Source organism: Streptococcus sp. KHUD_017, from assembly GCF_054861245.1.
In genome coordinates, this window is sequence record NZ_CM142175.1 from 1,113,443 (window position 1) to 1,137,728 (window position 24,286).

Sequence of the window (24,286 nt, forward strand, 5' to 3'; positions counted from 1 at the left end):
AAACTCTCTTAAAGAGTTTTTTTTAATATTCTTTTTCGTTATAACCAAAATCGGCAAGATCTAATTTCTTATCGCGCCAATTTTTCTTAACCTTAACCCACGTTTCTAGGAAGACCTTGTCTCCTAGCATGAGTTCGATATCTTTACGAGCCATGGTTCCAATTTTCTTGAGCATGGCACCGCCTTTACCGATGATAATCCCTTTTTGGCTGTCACGCTCGACCATAATGGTTGCTCGGATATGAACCTTGTCAGTCTCTTCATCTCGTTTCATAGAATCAACCACTACTGCAACTGAGTGTGGAATTTCCTCACGCGTTAAGTGTAACACTTTTTCACGAATCATCTCTGATACTAGGAAACGTTCTGGGTGATCGGTGATTTGATCTGACGGGAAATATTGGAAACCTTCTTCTAAGTTTTCGCTCAAAATATCAATCAAACGCGAAACATTATTTCCTTGTAGAGCTGAAATCGGTACAATTTCCTTAAAGTCCATCTGATTACGGAAATCATCGATTTGAGCCAAAAGTTGGTCTGGGTGCACCTTGTCAATCTTGTTGACCACTAGAATCACAGGAACCTTAGCTACTTTAAGACGTTCGATGATCATATCGTCACCCTTCCCACGTGGTTCATCTGCTGGCACCATAAAGAGAACCGTATCGACTTCCCGAAGAGTGCTATAGGCTGACTCCACCATGAAATCTCCAAGGGCAGTCTTAGGCTTATGAATCCCTGGGGTATCGATAAAGACGATTTGTTCCTTATCCGTGGTGTAGATTCCCATAATCTTGTTGCGCGTCGTCTGCGCCTTATCACTCATGATGGCAATCTTTTGCCCCATGACATGATTCAAAAAAGTTGACTTCCCGACGTTAGGACGTCCTAAAATGGCTACAAAGCCTGATTTAAATGTCATAGTTACCTCTATAATGTTTAAAATAGCAAATCCCAAATCCTAGGGATGAAAATGATAAGTCCAGTCACTGCAGCAAATAAAGACACAACAAGAACTGCACCTGCAGCCATGTCTTTAGCCTTCTTTGCAAGCATATCGAAGTGATAATGGCTAGCCAAATCCACTACATTTTCAATAGCAGAATTCAAAATCTCAAAAGCAATGACTAAAAAAATGCTTAATAGGAGAAAGAGCCATTCAATTCTGGAAACTTGAAAAACAATGCCTGCAAGTAGAACTAAGAGAGAAGTCACTGCATGCTTTCTCATATTACGCTCTTCTTTTACGGCAGTAAAAATACCTGTCAGGGCAAAATCTAAACTTGAGAGCAAGTCGCGATTCTTCCATTTTCGTTTATTGTCTTGTGAGTCCATAGGCTGTTAAAATTTCTTCTTGTAAACCGAACATCTCCGCTTCTTCTTCCGGAGTGTAGTGATCATAACCGTTTATGTGTAAAAAACCGTGCACAGCTAAAAAGCCCATTTCACGTTCGAAACTATGACCGTACTCTTCAGCTTGCTCATGTGCTTTATCAATTGAAATGAATAACTCGCCGATATAAGAATCAAATTCTGACATCATTTCTGCTAAGTCAGGATCTTCTACCAAATCCTCTTCGTCAAAGGTAATCTCTAATTCAGGTTTGTATTCAAGGCTAATAACATCTGTTGGACGGTCAGTATCACGAAACTCTAGATTGAGTTCATGACTGCGTTCATTGGTCACAAAAGTGACTACCATCTCCTTGTCTTCTTTTCCAATCTTTTTCGCAGCAAATTCCAAAATTTCTTGTGTTTGCTTTAAAATTTCTTTAGAAACCTGACCAGTTTCATCTACCATTTCAATATACATGTGCTTCTCGATTCTCTTTACTTGGCTTTATTATACCATATTTCTATGATTTTATTCTACCTTTTTGATATAATACTATGGAATACATTCATAAGGAGAGAACCATGTCATTTGATGGATTTTTTTTACACCACATGGTTGAGGAATTGCGAGCTGAATTACTAAACGGTCGCATTCAAAAAATTAATCAACCCTTTGACCAAGAATTGGTCTTACAAATCCGTAGCAATCGCCAAAGTCATCGTCTGCTCCTTTCTGCTCACCCTGTTTTCGGACGCATCCAGTTGACAGAAACGACCTTTGAAAACCCTGCTCAACCTTCTACCTTTATCATGGTTTTGAGGAAATATTTACAGGGTGCTGTTATCGAGTCTATCGAGCAGATTGAAAACGATCGAATCGTTGAAATCACTGTTTCTAACAAGAATGAGATTGGAGACAATATCCAAGCCACCCTCATCATTGAGATTATGGGTAAACATAGTAATATTCTCCTTGTAGATAAGTCTAGCAATAAAGTTCTTGAGGTTATCAAACACATTGGTTTCTCTCAAAATAGTTACCGTACACTCCTACCTGGTGCAACGTACTTAGCACCACCAAGTACGGAGGCTCTCAATCCTTTTACCATCAAGGATGAAAAACTTTTTGAAATCCTACAAACACAGGAATTGACAGCTAAAAATCTTCAAGTTCTCTTTCAAGGTTTAGGCCGTGATACGGCATTTGAATTAGAAAATTTATTAACTATTGAAAGACTTTCCAATTTCCGTAACTTTTTTAATCAAGAAACAAATCCATGCTTAACTGATAAGTCTTTTTCTTGTGTCCCTTTTTCAACTAAAATTGAAGGACATTTTTCAAGCTTATCTCAACTTCTTGATGTTTTTTACAAAGATAAGGCAGAACGTGATCGTGTCAAACAACAGGCTAGTGAACTCATTCGTCGTGTTGAAAATGAACTACAAAAAAATTGTCAAAAACTGAAGAAACAAGAAAAAGAACTTCAAGCTACCGAAAACGCTGAAGAATTTCGTCAAAAAGGCGAATTACTAACGACTTTTCTTCATCAAGTTCCAAACGACCAAGACCAAGTCATATTAGATAACTACTACACCAATCAGCCTATCACAATTGCACTTGATAAGGCTTTAACACCAAACCAAAACGCTCAAAAATACTTCAAACGTTATCAGAAGTTAAAAGAGGCTGTCAAATATCTGACTGAACTAATTGAAGAAACCAAGGCAACAATTCTTTATTTGGAAAGTGTAGAGACAGTTCTCAGCCAAGCTGGGTTAGATGAAATTGCTGAAATTCGTGAAGAATTAATTCAAACAGGCTTTATTAGAAGACGCCAACGCGAGAAAATTCAAAAGCGTAAAAAGCCAGAGAAATATCTAGCTAGCGATGGTAAAACCATTATTCTCGTTGGACGAAACAATCTTCAAAACGAAGAGTTGACCTTTAAAATAGCACGCAAAGAGGAACTTTGGTTCCATGCTAAGGATATACCAGGAAGCCACGTTGTCATCTCAGGAAATCTGAATCCTTCTGACGAAGTCAAGACGGATGCTGCAGAACTAGCTGCCTACTATTCGAAAGGACGCCTTTCCAATCTTGTTCAAGTTGATATGATTGAGGTTAAAAAGCTAAATAAACCAACTGGTGGAAAACCTGGTTTTGTTACCTATACCGGTCAAAAAACTCTTCGTGTTACACCTGATTCCGAGAAAATTGAATCCATGAAGTTGTAATATCAGTCTTATTTAAAAAATATTATTACTTCACTTTTACAAAAAAATAGGAGGGGAGCTCAATGCTACGGCATTTTAAATCAACTATAACTATTATATTCGGAGCTGCTATCTTCGCCTTCGGACTTACTTATTTTGTTGTACCACATCACTTGTTTGAAGGTGGAGCAACAGGGATAACCTTGATTACGTATTACCTCTTTAATATCCCTATTTCGCTGATGAATATCTTGATTAATATCCCTCTCTTCCTACTAGCTTGGAAAATATTTGGATTAAGATCACTATATTCCAGTCTACTTGGAACCATTGCCGTCTCCGTCTGGTTAGCTATCTTTGAGAAGATTCCTCTTCAGTTTAACCTTGAAGGTGATTTGGTTGTTGTCGCTCTAGTAGCTGGTGTCCTCCTAGGTGTTGGACTCGGAGTTATTTTCAACGCGGGTGGAACAACTGGTGGAACCGATATTGTCGCTCGTATCCTTAATAAATACACCAATATTTCTGTCGGTAAATTACTTTTTGGACTTGATTTTCTAATTCTGATGTTGATTTTAATCATCTTCCAAGACCTACGTCTTGTAACCTATACTCTCTTATTTGACTTCATCGTTTCAAGAGTTATTGACCTAATCGGTGAGGGTGGATATGCTGGAAAAGGATTTATGATTATCACTCAAAAACCGATGGAATTAGCCGATAAAATTAACAAAGAACTCGGTCGTGGTGTTACCTTTATCTCAGGGCAAGGTTACTATAGCCAAAAGGACTTAAAGATTATTTACTGTATTGTCGCAAGAAATGAAATTGTCAAGATGAAAGAAATGATTCATACAGTTGATCCGATGGCCTTTATCACTATCACGGAAGCTCACGAAATCCTTGGAGAAGGGTTTACTTTCCCAGCAAGAGACGAGGTTTCTTAACCTTAAAATAAAAAAGTAACTTCAATAGTTGAAGTTACTTTTTTTGTCATATCATCAATTATTTTTCTGCTGTAAGTGCAGCCATTGTGATGTAGTTGTATGGTTTATTGAAGTGTGGCAAGAAGAATAGGTCTGTCAATGCTAATTTATCAATTGTAACGTGTTCTTGAATTGCAAGTGAGAACATGTGAATTCCCATGCTAATTGCTGAATCACGAGATACCATTTGAGCACCAAGGATTTCACGGCTGTCTTTATCAAAGACAATCTTGATAGCTACTTCATAGTTGTCATGCTTCATAAATTCTGGTTTTTGAAGGTCGTTAAATCCAGTTTCAGTTGCGTTGTAACCAGCAGCTTTTGCTTTTTCAAGTGTCAAACCAGTTGAAACCATGTGAAGACCATAGATTGAGATACCGTTTGATCCTTGAACACCGATTCCTTCAAGCTCATGTCCACAAGCGTTGTAAGCACCAACGATACCAGTACGAACAGCGTTTGATGCAAGAGCGATGTAGCTAGTGTCTTTACGAGCATTGTCATAAACAGTCGCACAGTCACCAACAGCGTATACACCTGGAATTGAAGTTTCTTGTTTCTTGTCTACAAGGAAGGCACCGTTACGGAAGAGTTCAATCTTACCGTCAGCAAGAGCTGTGTTTGGACGGAATCCAACTGCAAGAACAACCATATCCACATCAAATGTTTCTTTGTCAGTTACCAAGCGTTCTACTTTACCGTCACCTTCGATAGCTTTAACAGTTTGACCAAGTGCCAAACGGATGTTGTGGTCTTCCAAGTTTTTAGCCATCATTTGTGTGAAGTCTTTGTCATAGTATCCGTTCAATACTGTGTCAACGATATCAACAAGGACAACTTCTTTTCCAAGACGTTCGAAAGCTTCAGCAAGCTCAACACCGATGTAACCACCACCTACAACAACGATACGCTCAAGGTGTTTGCTCTTATCAGCAAGTTTGTTGATAACTTCTTCAGCATTTTGGTACAATTTAACGAATTGTACGTTTTCAAGAGTTGCTTTGAACTCACGGTTACCTTTAACAATTTCAACACCTTCGATTGGTGGCAAGATTGGAGTTGAACCAGTAGCGAAGATCAATTTATCATAAGATTCTTTGTGTTCTTTACCGTCAACTTCTGCAGTAACAACTTTGTTGTCGTAGTCGATTGAAAGAACTGGTGAGTTCATATAAACTTTAGCACCTTTTGCTTCCAATTTTTCTTTGTCAGAGTAGAACAAACCTTCAGGTCCGTCAATTTGTTCACCGATCCAAAGTGCCATTCCGCATCCAAGGAATGAAATGTTTGAGTTTTGGTCAAATACAACGATTTCGTTTTCGTTTCCAAAATTATCCAACATAGTGTTGATACATGCAGTTCCAGCGTGGTTAGCACCCACAACTACGATTTTACTCATAAGATAAATCCTACCTTTATTTTTTTATTTACCTTTCAAGTATACCATTATCTGTGAACGTTTTCAAGACTTTTGACTAGTTTGATGCTATTTAAGAAAGTTTTTGAAAGATATATTAATTTGTTTTCAAAGGGTCCTCATTGATTTGGAGGTGTTTTTAATTTTTTAAGCATATTTCTTGACTTTTTGTAAAAAATGATTTGTGAAAACGCTGACTTTATGATATTCTATTTATATGGAAATAAATTATAAATTCTTAATTTCTTATTCATTCAAGATTTGTAGCTATTTCCGAGTGATTTGAAGGGAGCTGATTCTTTGCCTCTTAGTTCATTATCTGAGAGATTAATGGGAACTACGATTACTATTTCCTTAGTACATGAACAAGCCGATAATCTTCTCCGTCAAGCTTTTGATTTGCTCAAGGAACTTGAATTCCGCTTCAATGCTAACAGTACTGAATCCGAATTAATGGAAATTAACTATCAGGCAGGTATTGCCCCAGTTAAGGTCCACACTGATTTATTTGAACTGATTTCATTAGGTCTAGAACACAGTCTAGCACCTAAAAGTCATCTCAATATTAGTATCGGGCCTTTGGTTCAAACCTGGCGTATTGGTTTTTCCGATGCAAAGGTTGCAAGCCCTGAAGAAATTGCTTCAGTCTTACCACTAATAGACCCTCATTTTATTAGACTCGATTCAATCAATTCTACGGTTTTCCTAGAAAAAAAGGGAATGAAAATTGACTTAGGCTGTTTAGCAAAGGGATACAGTGCAGATAAGGTTGCTGCTTTCTTGAAAGAAAATGGCGTCACTTCTGCTCTTATCAATCTTGGAGGAAACATCCTCACAATTGGGAACAACCAATCAAAAGATGGACGTCCGTGGCAAATCGGTATTCAAGACCCAAATAATCCACGAGGTAATCACCTGATGACCTTGTCTATTACTGGAAAATCAGTTGTTACATCTGGGATTTATGAACGACATCTTGAAATCAACGGCAAGGATTATCATCACATTTTTGATAGTGAGACAGGTTATCCCATTGAAACGGATTTAGCCAGTTTAACCATTGTATCTGACCGCTCAGTCGACGGTGAGATATGGACCACTCGTTTGTTTGGAGAGCGAAGCGCCTCTATTATGTGGCAAGTCGAAAATATTGATGGTATCGAAGCCATCCTCATTGACAAAGATGGACGCTTAGCTTGTTCATCTGGTATCCAACGATAAATCATTAATAATGCAAAAAGAGAAAGGAAAGCCCATGCTTAAACTTATTGCTATTGTAGGAACTAACTCAAAACGTTCCACAAACCGCCAACTGCTTCAATATATGCAGAAACACTTTGCTGATAAAGCAGAAATCGAATTGGTAGAAATTAAAGATCTACCTGTATTTAACAAACCAGCTGACAAACAAATCCCAGCTGAAGCTACGGAAATCGCTGCTAAAATCGAAGCTGCTGATGGAGTTATTATCGGTACTCCAGAATACGACCACTCAATCCCAGCTGTTCTTATGAGCGCTCTTGCTTGGATTTCATATGGTGTATTCCCGCTTTTGAACAAACCTGTCATGATTACAGGTGCTTCATATGGTACACTCGGTTCATCACGTGCTCAATTGCAACTTCGTCAAATTCTTAATGCTCCTGAGATTAAAGCAACAGTTCTTCCTGATGAATTCTTACTTTCTCACTCTCTTCAAGCATTTGATAAGAACGGTGACTTGGTAGATCTCGATGTCATTAATAAATTGGATGCCATCTTTGATGACTTCCGTATCTTTGTTAAAGTTACTGAAAAATTGCGTAACGCACAAGAGCTTCTTCGCAAAGATGCTGAAGATTTTGATTGGGAAAATTTGTAAGATAGGAGATCGAAAGAATGAAATTTATTGGACTTGTTGGATCAAACTACGATCAATCATATAACCGCAAACTCTTGGAGTTCATCCGCCGTCAGTTTAAATTTAAATTTGAACTAGAAGTTTTGGAAATCGATGAAGTTCCAATGTTTAACCAAGACGAAAAATGGGATGACAGTTTCCAGTTGCGCCTTCTTTACAACAAAATTACTCGCGCTGATGGTGTGATTATTGCTACTCCTGAGCACAACCACACTATTTCTGCTTCACTTAAGTCTGTACTTGAGTGGCTTTCATTCGAAGTTCATCCATTTGAAAACAAACCAGTCATGATTGTGGGTGCTTCATACTATGACCAAGGAACTTCACGTGCTCAAGTTCACCTTCGTAAGATTCTTGACGCACCAGGTGTTAATGCCTACACATTGCCAGGTAATGAGTTCCTTCTTGGAAAAGCTAAAGAAGCTTTTGACGCAAATGGAAACATTATTAACGAAGGAACTGTTAAATTCCTTGAGTCTTGCTTAGATAACTTTGTCAAATACGTAGGAGTCGTTTCTAAATTGAAAAAACCAAAACCAATTGAACCAGAAGATTTGGATTGTGGAAAACCAATTGCCACAACTATTACAGAGGTCGACCCTGATGATCCAGAATGGGTTGAAAAAGTAGCAGAAATTACAGGTGCTGTTTCAGGTGATACATATGTTAAACTTGACCATGGTATCTTGACAGTTAACCAGATTGATATGTTCTTGAAAGCTATGCCTTTTGAACTAACATACGCTGACGATAACAACCAATTCCTTTACTACAACAATGCTCACCAGGATCCTGACACAATGTTTGCAAAACGTGTCCCATCTCAATCTGGTAGCCGTATGTCAACAGTTCACGGATCACTTCCACCAGCACGTATGAAAAACGTTGAGTGGGTAATCGGAACTCTTCGTAACGGAAACCAAGAATACGTACGTACAATTGTTCCTGGTTCACCTGCAGGTGTTATCAATACTCACAACTACCAAGCTATGTACTATCCCGATGGATCATATGCTGGTATCAATGAAATTGTCTTTAACTTCCAACCATGGCTTGACTGGTACTTGAAAGAAACTGGTCAACGTTTGGTAGGCGGTAGCGGACCTTTTGCTCCTGCTGCTGGAGGTCACGGAGATGCCGATGCTACTTCTGGCGCTTCTGACTCAGCCGATGGCGGCCACGGTGGTGGCGCAGATGCTACTTCTGGTGCTAGTAACTAATAACTAACCAAAAGGAACCATTTTGGGTTCCTTTTTAATAATAGAAATCTCGGTTCGCACACAAACCGAGATTTTTTTTATTTATGAATTCGGATCATCAAGACTACGGCCGTGTAAACCTTTTTCTCGTTGCACTTGACGAAGTTTTTCAGGAGTCACATCATTACCATCTTCATCTACGATTTTGATTCCTTCAATGTGGTGACGTACTGAACGACGATAGCCTTCGATATATTCTTCACGAAGTTTGGCTTGTTCTACTTTTTCTTCCGCAGTCAAGCCTTCTGTTTTTTTCTTTTTAGCAAGTTCATTAATACGAGCGATTTTTTCTGGTGTCATATTTGGACCTCCAATCTATTTTTCAATTACTATTTTGTATTAAGAAGGTTAAAAGCAGCCACTGTTTTTGCTTTATTGACAAGTTCAGCTAGAATAGCCAAACGATTATTCTTAACATCAATATCCTCTGCCATAACCATGGTATTGTCAAAGAATGCATCAATAACTGGACTAAGAGCAAATAATTGCTCTAATTTATCACTAGCTGAACCTTTCAATTCTAAGCTTTCTACAGCTTGAGCTAGTTCTTTTTCCTGCTCATTTTCAAAGAGACTTGCATCAACTTTGACTGAACCTTCTGCCTTTTCTGCTAGGTTAAAGGCACGAGATAATGACTCAACTGATGATTTGTAATCTTCAGTTTTCGCAGCTTCTGAAAGAGCTTCTGCTGCTTCAATCATATCAGAGACAACAAAGTTTGAACTTGCGAGAACAGCTTCTTTAATATCTTTTGCAGTAGAACCCATCATCTTATCAACACGAGCTTTGATGAAGTTAAGCACTTCTTCTTGGTTATCGTAAGTTAAACTATCAAACGATAAAGCATAAAGACTCGCAATCAACTCGTCCATTGAAATATTCCAACCGAAGTCTTCTAAGATTCGAACAATCCCTTGTGTTGCACGACGAAGGGCATAAGGGTCGTTTGAACCAGATGGAATCAAACCAACAGAGAAGAAAGATAAGAGAGTATCTAATTTATCGGCTAGTGCAAGTATTGCTCCAACTTTAGATTCAGGAAGAGCTCCGTCTGCTGAGTCTGGAAGGTAGTGTTCACGGATTGCTTGTGCCACTGCAGCATTTTCACCTGCAAGAAGCGCATACTTCTCACCCATGATCCCTTGAAGCTCATCAAATTCACCAACCATACCGGTTAAGAGGTCAAATTTATAAATGGCTGCAGCACGAGCAAGATCAATAGATTCATCAACTGATAGACCAGCTTTTTCAGCTAGCAGGATAGCAATTTGTCCTGTACGAATCATGTGTTCACGAAGTGAACCAATCTTTTCATGGAAGGTAACGTGTGAAAGTTTAGCAACTAAATCTTCAATTTTAAGTTTTTGGTCTTCACGCCAGAAGAATTCTCCATCTTCCAAACGAGCAACCAAAACTTTCTCATTTCCTCGAATGACATTTTCCAAGTGTTCAGCATTTCCGTTACGAACTGAAATGAAGTTTGGTCTTAGGTTTCCATCAAGATCACGGACAACAAAATAACGTTGATGAGTTTCCATTGAAGTAACCAAAACCTCTTCTGGAACTTCTAGGTATTTAGGATCAAAATTACCCATAAAAGCGGTTGGATATTCGACCAAGTTTAAGACTTCGTTTAAAAGTCCTTCGTCAATCTGTACTTGAACGCCTTGTTCTGCTTCAATTTCCTTAATTTGTTCACGAATCATATTTTCACGTTCAATACTATCAGCAATGACATAGACTTTTCGTAAGTCCTCTTCATAACTATCAGCATGACGGATTTCAACTTCATGTCCAAGGAAGCGATGTCCTCGACTCACTCTGCCTGAATGAATATCTAAGAAATCTAGTTCAAGAGCTTCATCATCCAAAAGCACTGTCAAAGTGTGGACTGGACGGATATATTCAAAAGTATTGTTTGCCCAACGCATGCTAACAGGGAAACTTAAGCTAGCCAAGACTTCGGGAATTCCAGTCAGAACTTCTTCCGCTGGTTTTCCAGCTTCATGTTTCGTTACATAAACATATTCTTCACCTTTGATTTCACGGAATTCAATGTCATCTACAGTCAAGCCTTTTCCACGGACAAAACCTTGGGCCGCTTTAGAGAAATTTCCTTCTGCATCCAAAGCAATTTTCTTAGAAGGTCCTTTAAAATCTTCAGTCAAATCTGTTTGTTGGTCTGCTAAACCAAGTACACGAACAGCCAAACGACGTGGAGTTGAAAATGTTTGAATCCCTTCATATGAAAGGCGGTTGTCATCCAAGAAGGCTGCCATTTTTTCGCCGAGTTGTTTTTCACTTGGTGTGACAACGTAGGCTGGTAACTCTTCGAGTCCTAGTTCTACTAATAAGTTTTTTGTCATGTTTTTTCTCCGAAAAATATCTTTTTTTCCAGTTTGCCTTATGTGATTGGCACGCAAGCAACCGACTGCGTCGTTTCATTGCTAAAATTGGAGCCTAAGGTCTCCAATTTTGCCTGGTATCGTTAGTTTCTCTAACGATACCTCTATCACTGCGGCAACTGGTCCTGTAGGATTGCTCTATCAACCAATCCTATCTAATACATTATTTATTCTTCCTCTTCTGCTAGGAGTTTTGCGCGTGTGGCTTCATCTAGAAGTGGGTAACCGAGTTTCTTACGTTCTGCGACGAAGGTTTTGGCTACGACACGGGCCAAGTTACGGATGCGGGCAATGTAACCGGCACGTTCTGTAACTGATACCGCTCCACGAGCATCAAGCAAGTTGAAGGTATGTGAACATTTCAAAACGTAGTCATAGGCTGGGTGCACAAGGCCTAATTCCAAAGCACGTCCAGCTTCTTTTTCAAATTTTTCAAAGTTTTCAAGAAGCATGTCTTGGTCAGAAACTTCAAAGCTGTATTTTGAATGCTCATATTCTGGTTGAAGGAAGATTTCTCCGTATTTAACACCTGGAGCCCACTCAATATCGTAAACTGAGTCTACTTCTTGGATATAAGAAGCTAAGCGTTCCAATCCGTAGGTAACCTCAGCAGTAACAGGTCCTGTTGCTAAACCACCGACTTGTTGGAAGTATGTAAACTGAGTGATTTCCATACCATCAAGCCACACTTCCCATCCAAGACCAGCTGAACCAGTTGATGGGTTTTCCCAGTTGTCTTCAACGAAACGAATATCGTGTTCCAATGGGTTGATGCCCAATTTTCCCAAAGACTCAAGGTAGAGCTCTTGGATATTTGATGGAGATGGCTTCATAACCACTTGGAATTGGTGGTGTTGGTAGAGACGATTTGGGTTTTCTCCGTAACGACCGTCAGCAGGACGACGTGATGGCTCTACATAAGCTGCATTCCATGGCTCAGGACCAATGGCACGAAGGAAAGTATAAGGACTCATAGTTCCCGCACCTTTTTCGTTATCATAAGCCTGCATAAGCATACAACCCTGATCATTCCAGTATTGTTGCAAAGTCAAAATTATTTCTTGAAATGTTAATTTCTTAGACATTGAATACTCCTTAATTAAAAATGATTTCTTGCGACACGAGTCTGCCTCGTCGATTATACGAGGCAAGACGAGTTAGTACTGCGTCTAGCTCAGGCACCTTAGTGCTGAGCGTGGGGCAGTCCGACTGTAAGGAGGTCTCTGCCACTGACACAGTGGAAAGTCAATTTTTTAGACATTGTTTACTCCTTTAATTTATATTATCTTCTTATATTTATTTATCAAGCAACCAAGAAAAGGCTGGGTCCTGAAAAATATGACGTTTAGGAACAGTTTGTAAATTCTGATCGCATTCATCTATTGTACCTAATTTCAAAGCACAGACTTCTAGTATATTTTCTTGAACAGTGAAAATTTGACTATGACAGTTCTGGCAGTAATAACGCTGTTTTCCTGGAGAAGAACTATACGTAACAAGCTTTTCTTTTCCATGCAATACTAGATTTTTACTACTAACTTTGGCATTAACTGTATAGGCAGACGCAGTTGCTTTCCGACAGAATGAACAGTGGCAAAAAACTAATTCAGATAATTCCTCATCCAGAGTGTAAGTCACTGCTTTACATAAACAAGATCCTTTAAGCATTGTACTCCTTTCTACTTAGGCATTAGACGAATTCAAAAAGAACCGAATTTCAACACCCAAGCCTTGCGACTAGGGGCGTCAGAAACGCGGTTCCACCCTAATTTATTACTTCATTGTTTTTGAAAATACTACCAAAAGCGCCACACTTATCTCTCAACCACCTGACTCTCACTATCTCAGGCTCGCTTAGGATTTACCGATAAGATATTCTTTCTTGGGTCTATTATAACAAAATGAAATTAAAAAGTAAAATTATTTTATACTAAAGAATAGACAAAGAAAAACCGCTAATCAGCCGTCTATTCTTTTTATGAGAAATTCAATAAAATCGCTAGCATAGTATTCTCCATCTCTAAAAACTGCTAACTCATTGGTCAAACTTTTCTGTTTTTGAAAATAAAACATGCCATCTTCCCCTTCACAGATGACTAATTGATCAGAGTTACTAAACCCTTCTTCTCGGTTCAGTTCATTTATGTATACGATATCCCCGCCTACAACAATATCAAAATCTAATCCATAGATACTGAAAATTTCTTCTCCGTAAATTTCTCCACCCATGTAGTTTTTAAGCCACCATTTATAGGTGTCAGGAAAAATAAAATGTAATCTTTCCTCAGCTTTTGTAATCCATTCATCAGAAATACCCTCTCCAAATGGTTCAAAGTCCACACCCTTGGTAGAAGCAATCTTCTTTTTCAGTTCATCAATCATAATCCACCTATATTTATTTAAATTTTTTGAACTATTAGCGTTTGTCCAACTTGTTTAGCTATTATCTTCTTCACAAAAATGTTTATATTTCTATCATATCAAACAATTAGTATTAATCTAGCAGATATACATAGAATGTTTTTCTTTTTCCATCAACTATATATCTTTCAACATCTTCTCCCCACCATGAAACTGTATCAGATAATATTTCTAAAAAAGTATTTTTAGAGTTTGCATCCTTGATAAAAAGATCATTTGAATTGTTAAGAAAAATATTAATTCTCTCTGGATGCATATAATTAGAACGTTGAAGGCGGTCAAATAATGCATCCCAATTACCATCTTGGAGATCATTAATATTAAAACTGTTCGCTAATATCTCTATCGCATCTCTTTCACTTTGTACTTTTTTTCCATCAATATTTAGATTGAAATCATTAGAGCACTTAACCATTAAATAGTTTTTCTCTAACTTTGTTATTCTTCTATAAACATTCACTTAAAGTTCCCCTCATAAACTGTTTAAAAAGTTTTTTTCAAATTCATACTAGTATCACTTTTTTATCCAGCACTCCACAACTCTAGTAGTTCTTGTTGGCCTTTCTCCATCCCCATTCAAGCATTACTTTATACATTTTTGGGCATAATCTAATGGTTTACATTTGATAAAAGAATGAGCCTCTAATAATAACTTAGCCATTCTTAAACTCTTACTAATACCCTATTTGCCCTTGAACTTAGATGCGTGTGACAAACTAATGTACTTAACGATAACAGTTCTAGATACCAGTTTTTGTTGGCTTGCTTGCTGAACTATCCTAACTAAAGTATGTAAGTCCTTTACCAGAATCTCTGTTTTTTAACAATTTGGTTAGTCTTGAGAATCGCGCTCATAAACTAATAAATAGGCATTGTAATTCAAAGTATTTATAATCTTATAACTAGAAAAAATAGATTGGGCAAGCCCCATAAATCCGCCGTTTAAGACTTGATAAACAAAATGATTTTCGAGATGTATAGTAGCTATTTCTAACTCATATTCCGATTCAAGTGATCGTAAATCCAGTCCTTCATCAATCAATCTAAAAGCAACATAATCGTCACATTTTATAAGTTTATCACTGATTTTAAAATAGAGTTCACCATCATTAGTTAAACTAGCTTCTAAATAATACAAACCCCTATCGATGTTTTCTACTTCACTTATTTTAAAGGGAAGGCCAGAGATTTTTTTCAATTCAGTAGCTGTTTTTTCTAATTTAAATGTCAAGGAAACATTTATGAGTATTTCCATCATACCTTTATTAGAAAGGAAAACATAATGATTAAAATCATCAGCTGACCATATACCACAAGATCGATAACTAACTTCTTTCGATAATTTACTATCAAAAACTTGGTAGATTCCATAGCCATCAAGTTCATATTCTTTATTATATAGTTCACTATACTTTTTACTAACAAACGATAGATACTTAATATAATTAACTGATAAATTGAATGTCTGGATTCCATCATATACCTGAACTATATCTGCATCTTGAGTTTCATGAGCAATCTGAAAGGCAAAATCCATGTACTCTGAAGAAATCGTATCCGTAAATAATTTTATTACTCTACACACTTTCATACCTCAATATCTCATTTTTATATCTCAATCGTCAATTTTGCTAGATTATCTGATATCTAAAAAAGTAAATCAGTTCTCCGACTATCATAATAACTTGTACATAAATTGTCAAGTTTATTTCGCTCTCAGACTTCTTCTTTATGGAAAAAAATTTAAGCTATAATTAATCTAGAGTTGTAGAATACTAGTATCGCTTTAGAAAATTCATAATTATATGAAGGATGAGTAAATGAAGTAAACTTTAAATTCCTACTGAGATAATTTCTGACCAGTAATTGTATCTAAAAAATACACTCTCTCTTCTTCATAAATCATTGTAAGTTCTGTTCCAATAGGCATATTAAAAATTGATAGTACTGCAGGTTCTATATCAATAATTGTACTCCAGTCACATATCGACATATTTTCAGCATGTGATAAATATTCTTCTGTATCTATTTCGGATAAAAAACGCCATCCGTTATCTAACTCATTAACACTGCTCTCGCGTAATATCCATTTTATATTCGCCTTATTTTCTAAAATATTATTCGATACTATTGAAGCACCTAATCCCATTCCTTTATTACTCACATTCATAACCTCTATTTGTTCTAGTTAGTTCTCCACTTGAATTAGATAAGGCAAACAACTCAGATCCACCCCCTATGTATTCTATATATGATAAAAAAACCGAAGCGTAAGCTCCGGTTTTCATTTTTTATGGAAACTCTATTATTTAAGAGTAACTGAAGCTCCAGCTTCTTCCAATTTAGCTTTGATTTCTTCAGCTTCTGCAGTTGGAACGCCTTCTTTGATGACACCTGGTGCACCATCAACAAGTTCTTTAGCTTCTTTAAGTCCAAGACCAGTGATTTCACGTACAACTTTGATAACGCCAACTTTTTTGTCACCAGCAGCTGTTAATTCAACGTCAAATGAGTCTTTAGCAGCACCAGCGTCAGCAGCACCAGCTGCAGCAACAGCTACAGGAGCAGCTGCAGTTACACCAAATTCTTCTTCGATAGCTTTTACAAGGTCGTTCAATTCAAGGATTGAAGCTTCTTTAATTTCAGCAATAATGTTTTCAATGTTCAATGCCATTGTTATTTCCTCCAAAATAAGTTTAATTTTAATTTTTATAATTTTTTGTAGCTAGGCTACGCTGCGTAGCTTATGATTAAGCTGCGTCTTCTTTGTTGTCTGCAACCGCTTTGACTGCAAGAGCAACGTTGCGAACTGGCGCTTGAAGTACAGAAAGGAGCATAGAAAGAAGTCCTTCGCGGTTTGGAAGAGTTGCAAGAGCAACGATTTCTTCTTTTGATGCGACAGCGCCTTCGATTGCACCACCTTTGATTTCAAGTGCTTCAGCGTTTTTAGCAAAGTCGTTCAAGATTTTCGCTGGTGCGATAACATCTTCGTTAGAAAATGCTACTGCAGATGGTCCAACAAAAACAGATGCAAGATCTTCAAGACCAGCTTTTTCAGCTGCACGACGTAAGATTGAGTTTTTAATAACTTTATACTCAACTTCGCTTCCACGAAGCTCACGACGAAGAACTGTATCTTGTTCAACTGTCAAACCACGAGCGTCTACAACGACGATTGATGCAGCAGCTTTCATTTTCTCAGCTACTACGTCAACTAGTTCCGCTTTCTTAGCAATAATTGCTTCACTCATTAGTGTGTTCACCTCCGTAATTATTTTGCTTGGGGAATTTTTCCAAAAGAAAAACGCGCCCAAACCTAGACACGAAAGTACAATACGCTTCTTTTTACATGATACGTTTTGTCCTCGGTAGGATATTTATGAGTCTAGCTCCCCTACTGTCTTAGGCAGTTTTTTCAAACCGTTTATAAGTATATCACAAGAATTCTATCAAAGCAAGTATTTTTTAAAAAAATTTGAGTTTTTTCTCAATTCTACTGCCACTTAGAGAAGAATATTTAAATATTTTCTCAGTAAATGGAAAAGATTGGTACCAAGGTATTATAGATTAAGAGCGCTTGAAAGATCAACATTAACACATGAAATATGAATGGAGTATTTTCCGTGGTTTGAATGCCCTGATTAGATTTTTGACTGTCTAAGAAAAAAGTTAATGACAAGAAAAGTAGGATTATGCCATAAATAATGCTAATGTGATAAAGAATGAGCCCTATGATACTGAAATAGAGGAAACCGAAAATGGGAATCGAGAAAACAATCAGAGCTAAGGAACCAAATGCGATTCTTATTATCGAAATCATTAAGAAACTATAGGCTGAAAATGGAGTAAATTTTGATACTTGGAATCCTGTTTTTTTCTGCTTGGATAAATAATGAATGATAAAAATCGGATAGAGAATATCTATCATCTTGACTCTCTCCTCTTTCTAAGATACTTTACTCTAATTTATTTTACCTATTTTTCCAACAAAATTCAATTTCTCTCTTGACGGATAATATTATTTAGTGTACTATACAACTGTATATACACAAAAAAGGAGTTATTATGAATATACAAAAGAAAACCCAATTCATGACTTTAACCGCATTGCTAACCGCTATCGCTATTTTAATTCCCTTGGTGATGCCCTTCAAGATTGTTATTCCGCCCGCTTCTTACACTCTAGGAAGCCACGTTGCAATCTTTATCGCTATGTTCCTTTCTCCTTGGATGGCAATCTTTGTCATTATAGCTTCTAGCCTAGGATTCCTCATGGCTGGTTATCCAATTGTCATTGTACTTCGAGCTTTCTCCCATATCTTTTTCGGCACTTTGGGCGCCTTCTATCTGCAAAAACATCCTCAAACCTTAGATAATCCAAAATCTTCATTGATTTTTAACTTTGTACTTGGTTTAGTACACGCTATTGCCGAAGTCTTTGCTTGTATTATCTTCTATGCTAGTACAGGAACAGACCTAAAAAATATGTTCTACGTTCTCTTTGTATTGGTTGGTTTTGGAACTATTGTTCATAGTATGATAGACTATTACTTAGCATTAGCTGTTTATAAAGCACTAAAAAAACGCCATTAAGAAAGAGACTATGACAAAAAATAGAAAAGAAACCCTTTTACAACTCTTAAAAGAAGCTCAAAAACCTCTAAACGGACAAAGCTTAGCAGAACATTTTCATGTAACTCGTCAGATTATTGTTCAGGATATAGCTGTGCTTCGTGCAGATGGTGCTCCTATCCTATCAACCAATCGTGGCTATATCTATAAAGAAAACAAAGCCAATTCTTTTGTTCATAAACTCTTTAAGGTCAAACATAAAGAGGAAGATATGGAACAAGAATTACTTGCTATCGTTGATAACGGAGGACGGGTTCAAACTATCCTTATTGACCATCCTGTCTACGGGGAAATCGAAACCCTCCTCAAACTAAGTTGTAGACGCGATGTGGAGCACTTTTTAAACCAAGTTAAGACGTCTGATTTTCGCCCCCTATCTGAATTGACAGATGGTATCCATTATCACTTAATTGAAGCAGAAAATAAACAAGACCTCCTCTATATTGAGAAGGCCTTGGACCAGCTTGGTTATTTAGTAAAAGATTAGAAGGTTTTCTTTTCCCACCCGTCCTCTGTACGGTGACGGTAGAAAAATTCAGACTTGTCTGGAGCTTCCATCATCTCCATCAAAGGTAACATATCATAAGCCAGATCCAAATTTGGAATCTGGTCTTTTTGTACCCAGGAAACTTCTCCTTCATCTGAAGAACGAAGGGTACCAGAGAACTCAGTAGCCTTATAACAAAAGACAATATAACGCTCACCTGTATCTAACGGCCAATTTTTAATGCCGACAAGTTGAGGATTTTGAACCGTTAGACCTGTTTCCTCATAAATTTCACGAATAACAGATTCTGCAAAAGCCTCTCCATTTTCAACATGGCCTCCTGGAAAGGCATAGCCAGACCAATGGTTGCTTTCGGGTGATCGATACTGCATAACCACGCGCTGCTTTTCTAGATCTTCAATCATACAAATATTTGTTAAAATCGTTAATTGTGCTCGAGACATAGGATTCACTTTCTAAGGGTTATTTTCTATCATGTACTTAACTTTAGATTTCATAATCAAAGGATTAATCCAGTCGTGATACTCTCGAATATCATCAAGAAAAAATCCTCTATTAATCCTTATCTCTTTGTCTTTACTATTAACTTGATAGTCTATACTGATAGGCATGGCTGAGTCTGGAATAAAAGATAGGAAAAAGAATATCACTAACCAGATTAAAAGAGCGAAAAAGCCACTGAGAGTCTGAAAAATTAAATGATGCCATTGAAAGATTCTAGTTTTATAGAAGATAGTCCATGGATGAATAAATAAAGTAAGGCAAAGACTAAATAACCAGATGTTCCACACAATAGGTGTAAAAGCAAAACCGAACAAGCCTAAGATAAAATGAATCAGGACAAATACAAGAAACATAAGGTAAAGAATCCTAAATATAGTTAGATGTTTTAGCATGATTAACTCCTTTTCTTTTTAATATATTTGGAAATTAAAATAATCAAAGTAGCCACTAAGAAGAAGGTTATATAAGTAAGAATTGGAAACCAGATGTAGCGGTGATCTAGAGATAAGAGAGAAGGTAAAACCCCTTTACTATTTTTCCCACCAATCCCAATAAAGAGATGAACTATTAAACCGATACTATTAAGATAGATAAATAAATCTGCATATCTTTTTATCGTCATTCTTGTCCTAGTCAAGTCTAGGAACCAATAGTCAAATAATCTATAGACCAGACAAAAAAGATTTATATATATTGGAAAACTATAGTTGATATCTCTGTAGGGCAACGGAATAGGAAGACTTTTAAAAATAAGATCGATACCTAGTCCTATTGCTAGGATAAGACCGAGGATCAAGAAGAATCCTAAAAATTTATGAGCATCTAGCCAGAGCTGAAATCTTTCTCTCCTTGATAGATTCTTTTTTGTATTTGAATTTCTTTTATTTTTTTTCATTTGAGTGAATTTTCCCTATTTTCTTCTTTTCCATTTTTCTTATCAATATGCTTGGAAGTAATAATTATCACAATAGGCATTAGAAAGAAAATAAAATAAGTAACGAGGGGAAACCAGATATAGCGATAGTCTAATGCCCATATCGGAAGTAATCTTGTTCCTCTTTTAGAGGTCATCCCAATCGTTAACTGGAATACACAAGCAATTCCGTTAGGATATAAAAACATATCTGCAAAATTTCGCAAGGAAATCCAGTCTTTTCTAAAGGTACGAAAGAAAGTATGATAAGATGCATTCACCAATACAAAAAGATTTAAAAAAAGTGGAAAACTATAATGCAGTTCCCGATAGGAACTTGGAATAAGGGTTGTTCCGTACAATAGACATAATATTCCTAGAGTAGAAAACAAAAGAACGCTTGCATCAAGGATCCAGGCAATTGTTGAATGTTGCATAAACCACAGATTCATGCGGTCCAGTAGACCAATCTTTCGCTTTGATTTCTGGTGTTTTTTTGATTTTTTCTGACTCTTATTTTCTTGTTTCATGATAGTTTCTTCACTTCTGCTGCGACCTTTTTGAGATGCTGTTCCCGCATACTAGCGGTATTCACATCCCGGCCGACTTCTCCTAAGATACACACGCGCTTGGTTTTGATTCCACAATGGTTCAAGACGGCATTCTTCAAAACAGAGATACCATAACTATCAGGAATGTTGAGAGGGCCCGAAAAGATCTTGTACCACCAAGTAGGCGCCATGGAGGTTGCGTAAATACTGGCTGTTTTCCCTTTTAATAACTTTTTAAACTGCTTGCCTCTAAGGTAATTCCAGATAAAACTCCCCTGATCATTGGCAGAGTATGCAATTCCAGGTGTAAAGACCCGATCAATCCAGCCTTTCATAAGGCTAGGCATACTACTCCACCAGATGGGATAAACAAAGATGAAATGATCTGCCCACTTTATTAATTCCTGAGAACGAAGGATAAAAGAATCTTCTTCCATACGTTTTCGATAGCCATAACGTAAAACAGGATCAAAGTCCTCTTCATTAAGGTTGATGACTTCAAGTTCATGGCGACCTGAGTCAATGTTTTCTACAATCGTTTGAAAAATAGCCTGACAGTAACTTTCCTTATCAGGGTGTCCATTGATGACTAGAATTTTCATTCGTCTTCTCCTTCATTTCTTTGGTTCATTCTATCTCTTTTAATTTTTTACTTGATTAATTGATAATGATTCAAAGATCGATAGATACGTCCTTTAGGAATCTTTATTTGAAGAACACACCATCCGCAATTCCTTAACAGATTTTCCAAGTTCAAGTATTTTTTCTGGGCCATCAACAGTAAAACCCATTTTTTGATAGAAAGCAATGGCTCGCTTATTATCTTTCAATACCCATAAATAAATTTCAGAGAAATGATCAAGAGCAGCAAATGCAGCATGCATTAACTGTTTACTCACACCTTTTCCATAGTAATCTTTTAAAACATATAAGGCTATGATTTCACCAGCTTGAATGGCTTCATCACGAAAATTTCCATAGCTGATAAATCCAACGACCTTCTTTCCATCCATCGCAATCAAGGTATTCTCTGGATATTTTTGACTAAAGAATCGACATTTTTCTAATGTCATCGTCTCCTGAAAATCCGCGGGTAAAAGATCGTCATAAGCCTCTCTCCACGTTTGCCAATGAACGAGAGATTTTCCTTCTATCTCTTCAGGAGTTTCCATTGTTTTAATGATAATCTTCATTCGCTTTCTCCTATCTAATCCAAGGCCTTGACTTCCAACATCATATCACGGATTTGAGCTGCGAGTTCAAAGTCAAGCACTTCGACGGCTTCTTGCATTTGCTTTTCCAGTTTCTTAACCAATTCTTTACGTTCTTGTTTGTTAAGGTTATTGATATCGACTTCTTTATCCTCTTCCTTAGCCACAGCTTTTGTGACAGAAATAAGGTCACGGATTTCTTTCTTAATGGTTTGTGGAACAATGCCGTGCTCTTCATTATAGGCCATCTGGATTTTACGACGGCGAGCCGTTTCATCAATGGCACGTTGCATAGACTGAGTCATAGTGTCTGCATACATGATGACATGCCCCTCGCTATTACGGGCAGCACGCCCGATGGTCTGAATAAGTCCACGCTCATTACGAAGGAAACCTTCCTTGTCAGCATCAAGAATAGCAACTAGACTAACTTCTGGAACATCAATCCCTTCACGAAGGAGGTTAATCCCAACTAAGACATCAAAGACTCCTAAACGCAGGTCACGGATAATCTCTGTCCGCTCCAAAGTCTTGATATCTGAGTGCATGTATTTGACCTTAATCCCCATTTCTTTGAAGTAGTCAGTCAAGTCTTCAGCCATTTTCTTGGTCAAGGTTGTAATAAAGGTCCGTTCATTCCTTTCAACACGGGCGTTGATTTCACCTAAGAGATCATCAATTTGTCCCATAGTCGGACGCACTTCCACTTCTGGATCCAAAAGACCAGTGGGACGGATGATTTGCTCAATCACAGTGTCTGTTTGCTCCATCTCGTAATCACCTGGCGTCGCTGAAACGTAGACAATCTGATGAACATGACTTTCAAATTCTTCACGACGAAGAGGACGGTTATCCAAGGCAGACGGCAAACGGAAACCGTAGTTAACTAACATTTCCTTGCGCGAACGGTCTCCATTATACATCCCCTTGATTTGTCCCATGGTCATGTGGCTCTCATCTATCATAATCAAAAAATCATCAGGGAAGAAATCAAGAAGCGTATACGGAGGCTCTCCTTCGCTTCGTCCATCCATGTGACGGGAGTAGTTTTCGACACCATTGGTATAACCCATCTCACGCAGCATCTCAATATCGTACTCTGTCCGTTGTTTCAAACGTTGCGCTTCGAGGAGTTTACCTTCCTTTTCAAAGAGAGCTAACTGCTCCTCCAACTCAGCCTCAATCTTAGCAATAGCTACTTCCATGTGGTCGTCATTGGTCATAAAGTGAGTGGCTGGGAAAATCGCCAAATGATCCACTTCGCCCAGAACTTGACCAGTTAGAGCTTCGACTTCACGGATGCGATCGATCTCATCGCCGAAAAACTCTACCCGAAAAGCATGCTCATCACGCGAAGCTGGGAAAATCTCGACCACATCCCCACGAACACGGAATCTTCCACGCTGAAAATCGATGTCGTTGCGTTCAAACTGAATGTTAACCAAATCATTTAAAAGTTTGTCACGAGAAATCTCAAGACCTGGACGCAAACTTACTACGCTATCAGCATATTCCTTCGGAGAACCCAAACCATAGATACAAGAAACAGAAGCTACAATAATGACATCATTACGCTCCAAAAGAGCTGATGTAGCGGAGTGGCGAAGTTTATCAATCTCATCATTGACCGAACTATCTTTTTCGATATAGGTATCGCTAGAGGGCACATAAGCTTCTGGCTGGTAGTAATCATAGTAAGAAACGAAGTACTCAACAGCATTCTCTGGGAAAAATTCCTTGAACTCTCCATAGAGCTGGCCTGCTAGTGTCTTATTGTGGGCAATGACCAAGGTTGGCTTATTAACCTGTGCAATCACCTGACTCATGGTATAGGTCTTTCCCGTACCAGTCGCCCCCATCAGGATTTGGGCTTTCTCGCCCCCCTCGATGTTATCAACCAACTGCTCAATAGCCTGCGGTTGATCCCCAGACGGTTGGTATTTGGATACTAGTTTAAATTTGTTGTCTGTAATTCGATTTATCATAATAGCCTCATATACATTTTCTATCCTTCTATTTTACCATAAAAAGGA

At 37.7% G+C, this 24,286-nt stretch carries 28 protein-coding genes and 1 other annotated feature; of the genes, 7 read left to right on the forward strand and 21 right to left on the reverse strand.

Annotated features, from left to right (window positions below; translation table 11 throughout):
- Window positions 1-22: 22 nt before the first annotated feature.
- From era to ybeY, 3 genes are read right to left on the reverse strand one after another with little or no spacing between them, the layout of a single operon-like run.
- On the reverse strand, window positions 23-922 hold the full coding sequence (gene era / locus ACVAMZ_RS05525; RefSeq protein ID WP_414293296.1) for a GTPase Era: 900 nt from the start codon (window positions 920-922) through the stop codon (window positions 23-25).
- Between the two features lie 17 nt (window positions 923-939).
- Window positions 940-1,335 carry a diacylglycerol kinase family protein gene (locus tag ACVAMZ_RS05530; protein WP_263393703.1) on the reverse strand — a complete coding sequence of 132 codons (396 nt, stop codon included), beginning with the start codon at window positions 1,333-1,335 and terminating at the stop codon, window positions 940-942.
- Window positions 1,316-1,813 (reverse strand): rRNA maturation RNase YbeY, encoded by a 498-nt coding sequence (gene ybeY, locus ACVAMZ_RS05535; RefSeq protein WP_461684261.1) that lies wholly within the window; start codon window positions 1,811-1,813, stop codon window positions 1,316-1,318. The genes ACVAMZ_RS05530 and ybeY overlap by 20 nt, the downstream gene beginning before the upstream one ends.
- A gap of 104 nt (window positions 1,814-1,917) precedes the next feature.
- On the opposite strand from ybeY, the gene ACVAMZ_RS05540 reads away from it, so the two are divergent.
- Entirely contained in the window at window positions 1,918-3,570 is a 1,653-nt protein-coding gene (locus ACVAMZ_RS05540; RefSeq protein ID WP_461684262.1) for an Rqc2 family fibronectin-binding protein, read from the forward strand.
- A 62-nt stretch (window positions 3,571-3,632) separates the two neighbouring features.
- The gene (locus tag ACVAMZ_RS05545) at window positions 3,633-4,493 is read left to right on the forward strand and encodes a YitT family protein (protein ID WP_461684263.1); all 861 of its coding nucleotides are present in this window, start codon (window positions 3,633-3,635) and stop codon (window positions 4,491-4,493) included.
- A 58-nt stretch (window positions 4,494-4,551) separates the two neighbouring features.
- Here ACVAMZ_RS05545 and nox read toward each other — a convergent pair whose 3' ends face one another.
- A complete protein-coding gene (gene nox / locus ACVAMZ_RS05550; RefSeq protein ID WP_461684264.1) occupies window positions 4,552-5,931 on the reverse strand; it encodes a H2O-forming NADH oxidase in 1,380 nt (459 codons plus the stop codon).
- A gap of 318 nt (window positions 5,932-6,249) precedes the next feature.
- Between nox and ACVAMZ_RS05555 the strand changes: the two genes are divergently transcribed.
- The 3 genes from ACVAMZ_RS05555 to ACVAMZ_RS05565 are packed head-to-tail and all read left to right on the forward strand — an operon-like array spanning window position 6,250 to window position 9,069.
- Window positions 6,250-7,170, forward strand: coding sequence for an FAD:protein FMN transferase (locus tag ACVAMZ_RS05555; protein WP_263393708.1), 921 nt, complete (start codon window positions 6,250-6,252; stop codon window positions 7,168-7,170).
- Window positions 7,171-7,204: 34 nt separating this feature from the next.
- A complete protein-coding gene (locus ACVAMZ_RS05560; RefSeq protein WP_461684265.1) occupies window positions 7,205-7,810 on the forward strand; it encodes an NADPH-dependent FMN reductase in 606 nt (201 codons plus the stop codon).
- Window positions 7,811-7,827: 17 nt separating this feature from the next.
- Window positions 7,828-9,069 carry an NAD(P)H-dependent oxidoreductase gene (locus tag ACVAMZ_RS05565; protein ID WP_461684266.1) on the forward strand — a complete coding sequence of 414 codons (1,242 nt, stop codon included), beginning with the start codon at window positions 7,828-7,830 and terminating at the stop codon, window positions 9,067-9,069.
- Between the two features lie 81 nt (window positions 9,070-9,150).
- Here the strand turns inward: ACVAMZ_RS05565 and ACVAMZ_RS05570 are convergent, their stop codons facing one another.
- From ACVAMZ_RS05570 to rplJ, 10 genes are all read right to left on the reverse strand, one after another.
- Window positions 9,151-9,408: a DUF896 family protein gene (locus ACVAMZ_RS05570; protein ID WP_000187071.1), complete on the reverse strand. Its 258-nt coding sequence runs from the start codon at window positions 9,406-9,408 to the stop codon at window positions 9,151-9,153.
- A 29-nt stretch (window positions 9,409-9,437) separates the two neighbouring features.
- Entirely contained in the window at window positions 9,438-11,474 is a 2,037-nt protein-coding gene (gene glyS / locus ACVAMZ_RS05575; protein WP_461684267.1) for a glycine--tRNA ligase subunit beta, read from the reverse strand.
- 206 nt (window positions 11,475-11,680) lie between these two features.
- Window positions 11,681-12,598 carry a glycine--tRNA ligase subunit alpha gene (glyQ, locus tag ACVAMZ_RS05580; RefSeq protein ID WP_461684268.1) on the reverse strand — a complete coding sequence of 306 codons (918 nt, stop codon included), beginning with the start codon at window positions 12,596-12,598 and terminating at the stop codon, window positions 11,681-11,683.
- Window positions 12,599-12,809: 211 nt separating this feature from the next.
- The gene (locus tag ACVAMZ_RS05585) at window positions 12,810-13,181 is read right to left on the reverse strand and encodes a GFA family protein (RefSeq protein WP_461684269.1); all 372 of its coding nucleotides are present in this window, start codon (window positions 13,179-13,181) and stop codon (window positions 12,810-12,812) included.
- A gap of 291 nt (window positions 13,182-13,472) precedes the next feature.
- Window positions 13,473-13,895, reverse strand: coding sequence for an SMI1/KNR4 family protein (locus tag ACVAMZ_RS05590; protein ID WP_461684270.1), 423 nt, complete (start codon window positions 13,893-13,895; stop codon window positions 13,473-13,475).
- Window positions 13,896-14,007: 112 nt separating this feature from the next.
- Entirely contained in the window at window positions 14,008-14,394 is a 387-nt protein-coding gene (locus ACVAMZ_RS05595; protein ID WP_461684271.1) for a barstar family protein, read from the reverse strand.
- 372 nt (window positions 14,395-14,766) lie between these two features.
- Window positions 14,767-15,525: a hypothetical protein gene (locus ACVAMZ_RS05600; protein WP_461684272.1), complete on the reverse strand. Its 759-nt coding sequence runs from the start codon at window positions 15,523-15,525 to the stop codon at window positions 14,767-14,769.
- Between the two features lie 249 nt (window positions 15,526-15,774).
- Window positions 15,775-16,104, reverse strand: a complete 330-nt coding sequence (locus ACVAMZ_RS05605; RefSeq protein ID WP_461684273.1) for an immunity protein Imm33 domain-containing protein — start codon at window positions 16,102-16,104, stop codon at window positions 15,775-15,777.
- Window positions 16,105-16,239: 135 nt separating this feature from the next.
- The gene (gene rplL, locus ACVAMZ_RS05610; protein WP_001196964.1) at window positions 16,240-16,608 is read right to left on the reverse strand and encodes a 50S ribosomal protein L7/L12; all 369 of its coding nucleotides are present in this window, start codon (window positions 16,606-16,608) and stop codon (window positions 16,240-16,242) included.
- A gap of 76 nt (window positions 16,609-16,684) precedes the next feature.
- Entirely contained in the window at window positions 16,685-17,185 is a 501-nt protein-coding gene (rplJ, locus tag ACVAMZ_RS05615) for a 50S ribosomal protein L10 (protein ID WP_001287274.1), read from the reverse strand.
- 38 nt (window positions 17,186-17,223) lie between these two features.
- Window positions 17,224-17,359, reverse strand: a sequence feature (ribosomal protein L10 leader region).
- Window positions 17,360-17,999: 640 nt separating this feature from the next.
- Here rplJ and ACVAMZ_RS05620 point away from each other — a divergent pair.
- Window positions 18,000-18,527, forward strand: a complete 528-nt coding sequence (locus ACVAMZ_RS05620) for an ECF transporter S component (protein WP_074324877.1) — start codon at window positions 18,000-18,002, stop codon at window positions 18,525-18,527.
- A 10-nt stretch (window positions 18,528-18,537) separates the two neighbouring features.
- Window positions 18,538-19,053: a 3H domain-containing protein gene (locus ACVAMZ_RS05625; protein ID WP_461684274.1), complete on the forward strand. Its 516-nt coding sequence runs from the start codon at window positions 18,538-18,540 to the stop codon at window positions 19,051-19,053.
- Here ACVAMZ_RS05625 and ACVAMZ_RS05630 read toward each other — a convergent pair.
- The 7 genes from ACVAMZ_RS05630 to uvrB all read right to left on the reverse strand — a co-directional run bounded on the left by ACVAMZ_RS05630 (window position 19,050) and on the right by uvrB (window position 24,238).
- Complete coding sequence (locus ACVAMZ_RS05630; protein ID WP_045615811.1) at window positions 19,050-19,517, reverse strand: 8-oxo-dGTP diphosphatase; 468 nt, start codon at window positions 19,515-19,517, stop codon at window positions 19,050-19,052. The genes ACVAMZ_RS05625 and ACVAMZ_RS05630 overlap by 4 nt on opposite strands.
- A 12-nt stretch (window positions 19,518-19,529) precedes the next feature.
- Window positions 19,530-19,970, reverse strand: coding sequence for a hypothetical protein (locus ACVAMZ_RS05635; RefSeq protein WP_461684275.1), 441 nt, complete (start codon window positions 19,968-19,970; stop codon window positions 19,530-19,532).
- A gap of 2 nt (window positions 19,971-19,972) precedes the next feature.
- On the reverse strand, window positions 19,973-20,473 hold the full coding sequence (locus ACVAMZ_RS05640) for a hypothetical protein (protein ID WP_461684276.1): 501 nt from the start codon (window positions 20,471-20,473) through the stop codon (window positions 19,973-19,975).
- Window positions 20,470-21,021, reverse strand: a complete 552-nt coding sequence (locus ACVAMZ_RS05645) for a hypothetical protein (RefSeq protein ID WP_461684277.1) — start codon at window positions 21,019-21,021, stop codon at window positions 20,470-20,472. Before ACVAMZ_RS05645 ends, ACVAMZ_RS05640 begins: the two co-directional genes overlap by 4 nt.
- The gene (locus tag ACVAMZ_RS05650) at window positions 21,018-21,644 is read right to left on the reverse strand and encodes an NAD(P)H-dependent oxidoreductase (RefSeq protein ID WP_461684278.1); all 627 of its coding nucleotides are present in this window, start codon (window positions 21,642-21,644) and stop codon (window positions 21,018-21,020) included. The genes ACVAMZ_RS05645 and ACVAMZ_RS05650 overlap by 4 nt, the downstream gene beginning before the upstream one ends.
- Before the next feature lie 93 nt (window positions 21,645-21,737).
- Entirely contained in the window at window positions 21,738-22,235 is a 498-nt protein-coding gene (locus tag ACVAMZ_RS05655) for a GNAT family N-acetyltransferase (protein ID WP_254724286.1), read from the reverse strand.
- A gap of 14 nt (window positions 22,236-22,249) precedes the next feature.
- Window positions 22,250-24,238, reverse strand: a complete 1,989-nt coding sequence (uvrB, locus tag ACVAMZ_RS05660; RefSeq protein ID WP_461684279.1) for an excinuclease ABC subunit UvrB — start codon at window positions 24,236-24,238, stop codon at window positions 22,250-22,252.
- Window positions 24,239-24,286: the final 48 nt, after the last annotated feature.

Coding starts and splice junctions, on each gene's coding strand:
- ACVAMZ_RS05560 (WP_461684265.1), top strand. CDS start 7,205: ATGCTTAAACTTATTGCTATTGTAGGAACTAACTCAAAACGTTCCACA.
- ACVAMZ_RS05545 (WP_461684263.1), top strand. CDS start 3,633: ATGCTACGGCATTTTAAATCAACTATAACTATTATATTCGGAGCTGCT.
- ACVAMZ_RS05585 (WP_461684269.1), bottom strand. CDS start 13,181: ATGCTTAAAGGATCTTGTTTATGTAAAGCAGTGACTTACACTCTGGAT.
- ACVAMZ_RS05600 (WP_461684272.1), bottom strand. CDS start 15,525: ATGAAAGTGTGTAGAGTAATAAAATTATTTACGGATACGATTTCTTCA.
- ACVAMZ_RS05590 (WP_461684270.1), bottom strand. CDS start 13,895: ATGATTGATGAACTGAAAAAGAAGATTGCTTCTACCAAGGGTGTGGAC.
- nox (WP_461684264.1), bottom strand. CDS start 5,931: ATGAGTAAAATCGTAGTTGTGGGTGCTAACCACGCTGGAACTGCATGT.
- ACVAMZ_RS05625 (WP_461684274.1), top strand. CDS start 18,538: ATGACAAAAAATAGAAAAGAAACCCTTTTACAACTCTTAAAAGAAGCT.
- ACVAMZ_RS05605 (WP_461684273.1), bottom strand. CDS start 16,104: ATGAATGTGAGTAATAAAGGAATGGGATTAGGTGCTTCAATAGTATCG.
- ACVAMZ_RS05655 (WP_254724286.1), bottom strand. CDS start 22,235: ATGAAGATTATCATTAAAACAATGGAAACTCCTGAAGAGATAGAAGGA.
- uvrB (WP_461684279.1), bottom strand. CDS start 24,238: ATGATAAATCGAATTACAGACAACAAATTTAAACTAGTATCCAAATAC.
- ACVAMZ_RS05565 (WP_461684266.1), top strand. CDS start 7,828: ATGAAATTTATTGGACTTGTTGGATCAAACTACGATCAATCATATAAC.
- ACVAMZ_RS05630 (WP_045615811.1), bottom strand. CDS start 19,517: ATGTCTCGAGCACAATTAACGATTTTAACAAATATTTGTATGATTGAA.
- ACVAMZ_RS05530 (WP_263393703.1), bottom strand. CDS start 1,335: ATGGACTCACAAGACAATAAACGAAAATGGAAGAATCGCGACTTGCTC.
- glyS (WP_461684267.1), bottom strand. CDS start 11,474: ATGACAAAAAACTTATTAGTAGAACTAGGACTCGAAGAGTTACCAGCC.
- ACVAMZ_RS05645 (WP_461684277.1), bottom strand. CDS start 21,021: ATGAAACAAGAAAATAAGAGTCAGAAAAAATCAAAAAAACACCAGAAA.
- rplL (WP_001196964.1), bottom strand. CDS start 16,608: ATGGCATTGAACATTGAAAACATTATTGCTGAAATTAAAGAAGCTTCA.
- ACVAMZ_RS05640 (WP_461684276.1), bottom strand. CDS start 20,473: ATGAAAAAAAATAAAAGAAATTCAAATACAAAAAAGAATCTATCAAGG.
- rplJ (WP_001287274.1), bottom strand. CDS start 17,185: ATGAGTGAAGCAATTATTGCTAAGAAAGCGGAACTAGTTGACGTAGTA.
- ACVAMZ_RS05635 (WP_461684275.1), bottom strand. CDS start 19,970: ATGCTAAAACATCTAACTATATTTAGGATTCTTTACCTTATGTTTCTT.
- ACVAMZ_RS05620 (WP_074324877.1), top strand. CDS start 18,000: ATGAATATACAAAAGAAAACCCAATTCATGACTTTAACCGCATTGCTA.
- ACVAMZ_RS05570 (WP_000187071.1), bottom strand. CDS start 9,408: ATGACACCAGAAAAAATCGCTCGTATTAATGAACTTGCTAAAAAGAAA.
- ACVAMZ_RS05540 (WP_461684262.1), top strand. CDS start 1,918: ATGTCATTTGATGGATTTTTTTTACACCACATGGTTGAGGAATTGCGA.
- era (WP_414293296.1), bottom strand. CDS start 922: ATGACATTTAAATCAGGCTTTGTAGCCATTTTAGGACGTCCTAACGTC.
- ybeY (WP_461684261.1), bottom strand. CDS start 1,813: ATGTATATTGAAATGGTAGATGAAACTGGTCAGGTTTCTAAAGAAATT.
- ACVAMZ_RS05650 (WP_461684278.1), bottom strand. CDS start 21,644: ATGAAAATTCTAGTCATCAATGGACACCCTGATAAGGAAAGTTACTGT.
- glyQ (WP_461684268.1), bottom strand. CDS start 12,598: ATGTCTAAGAAATTAACATTTCAAGAAATAATTTTGACTTTGCAACAA.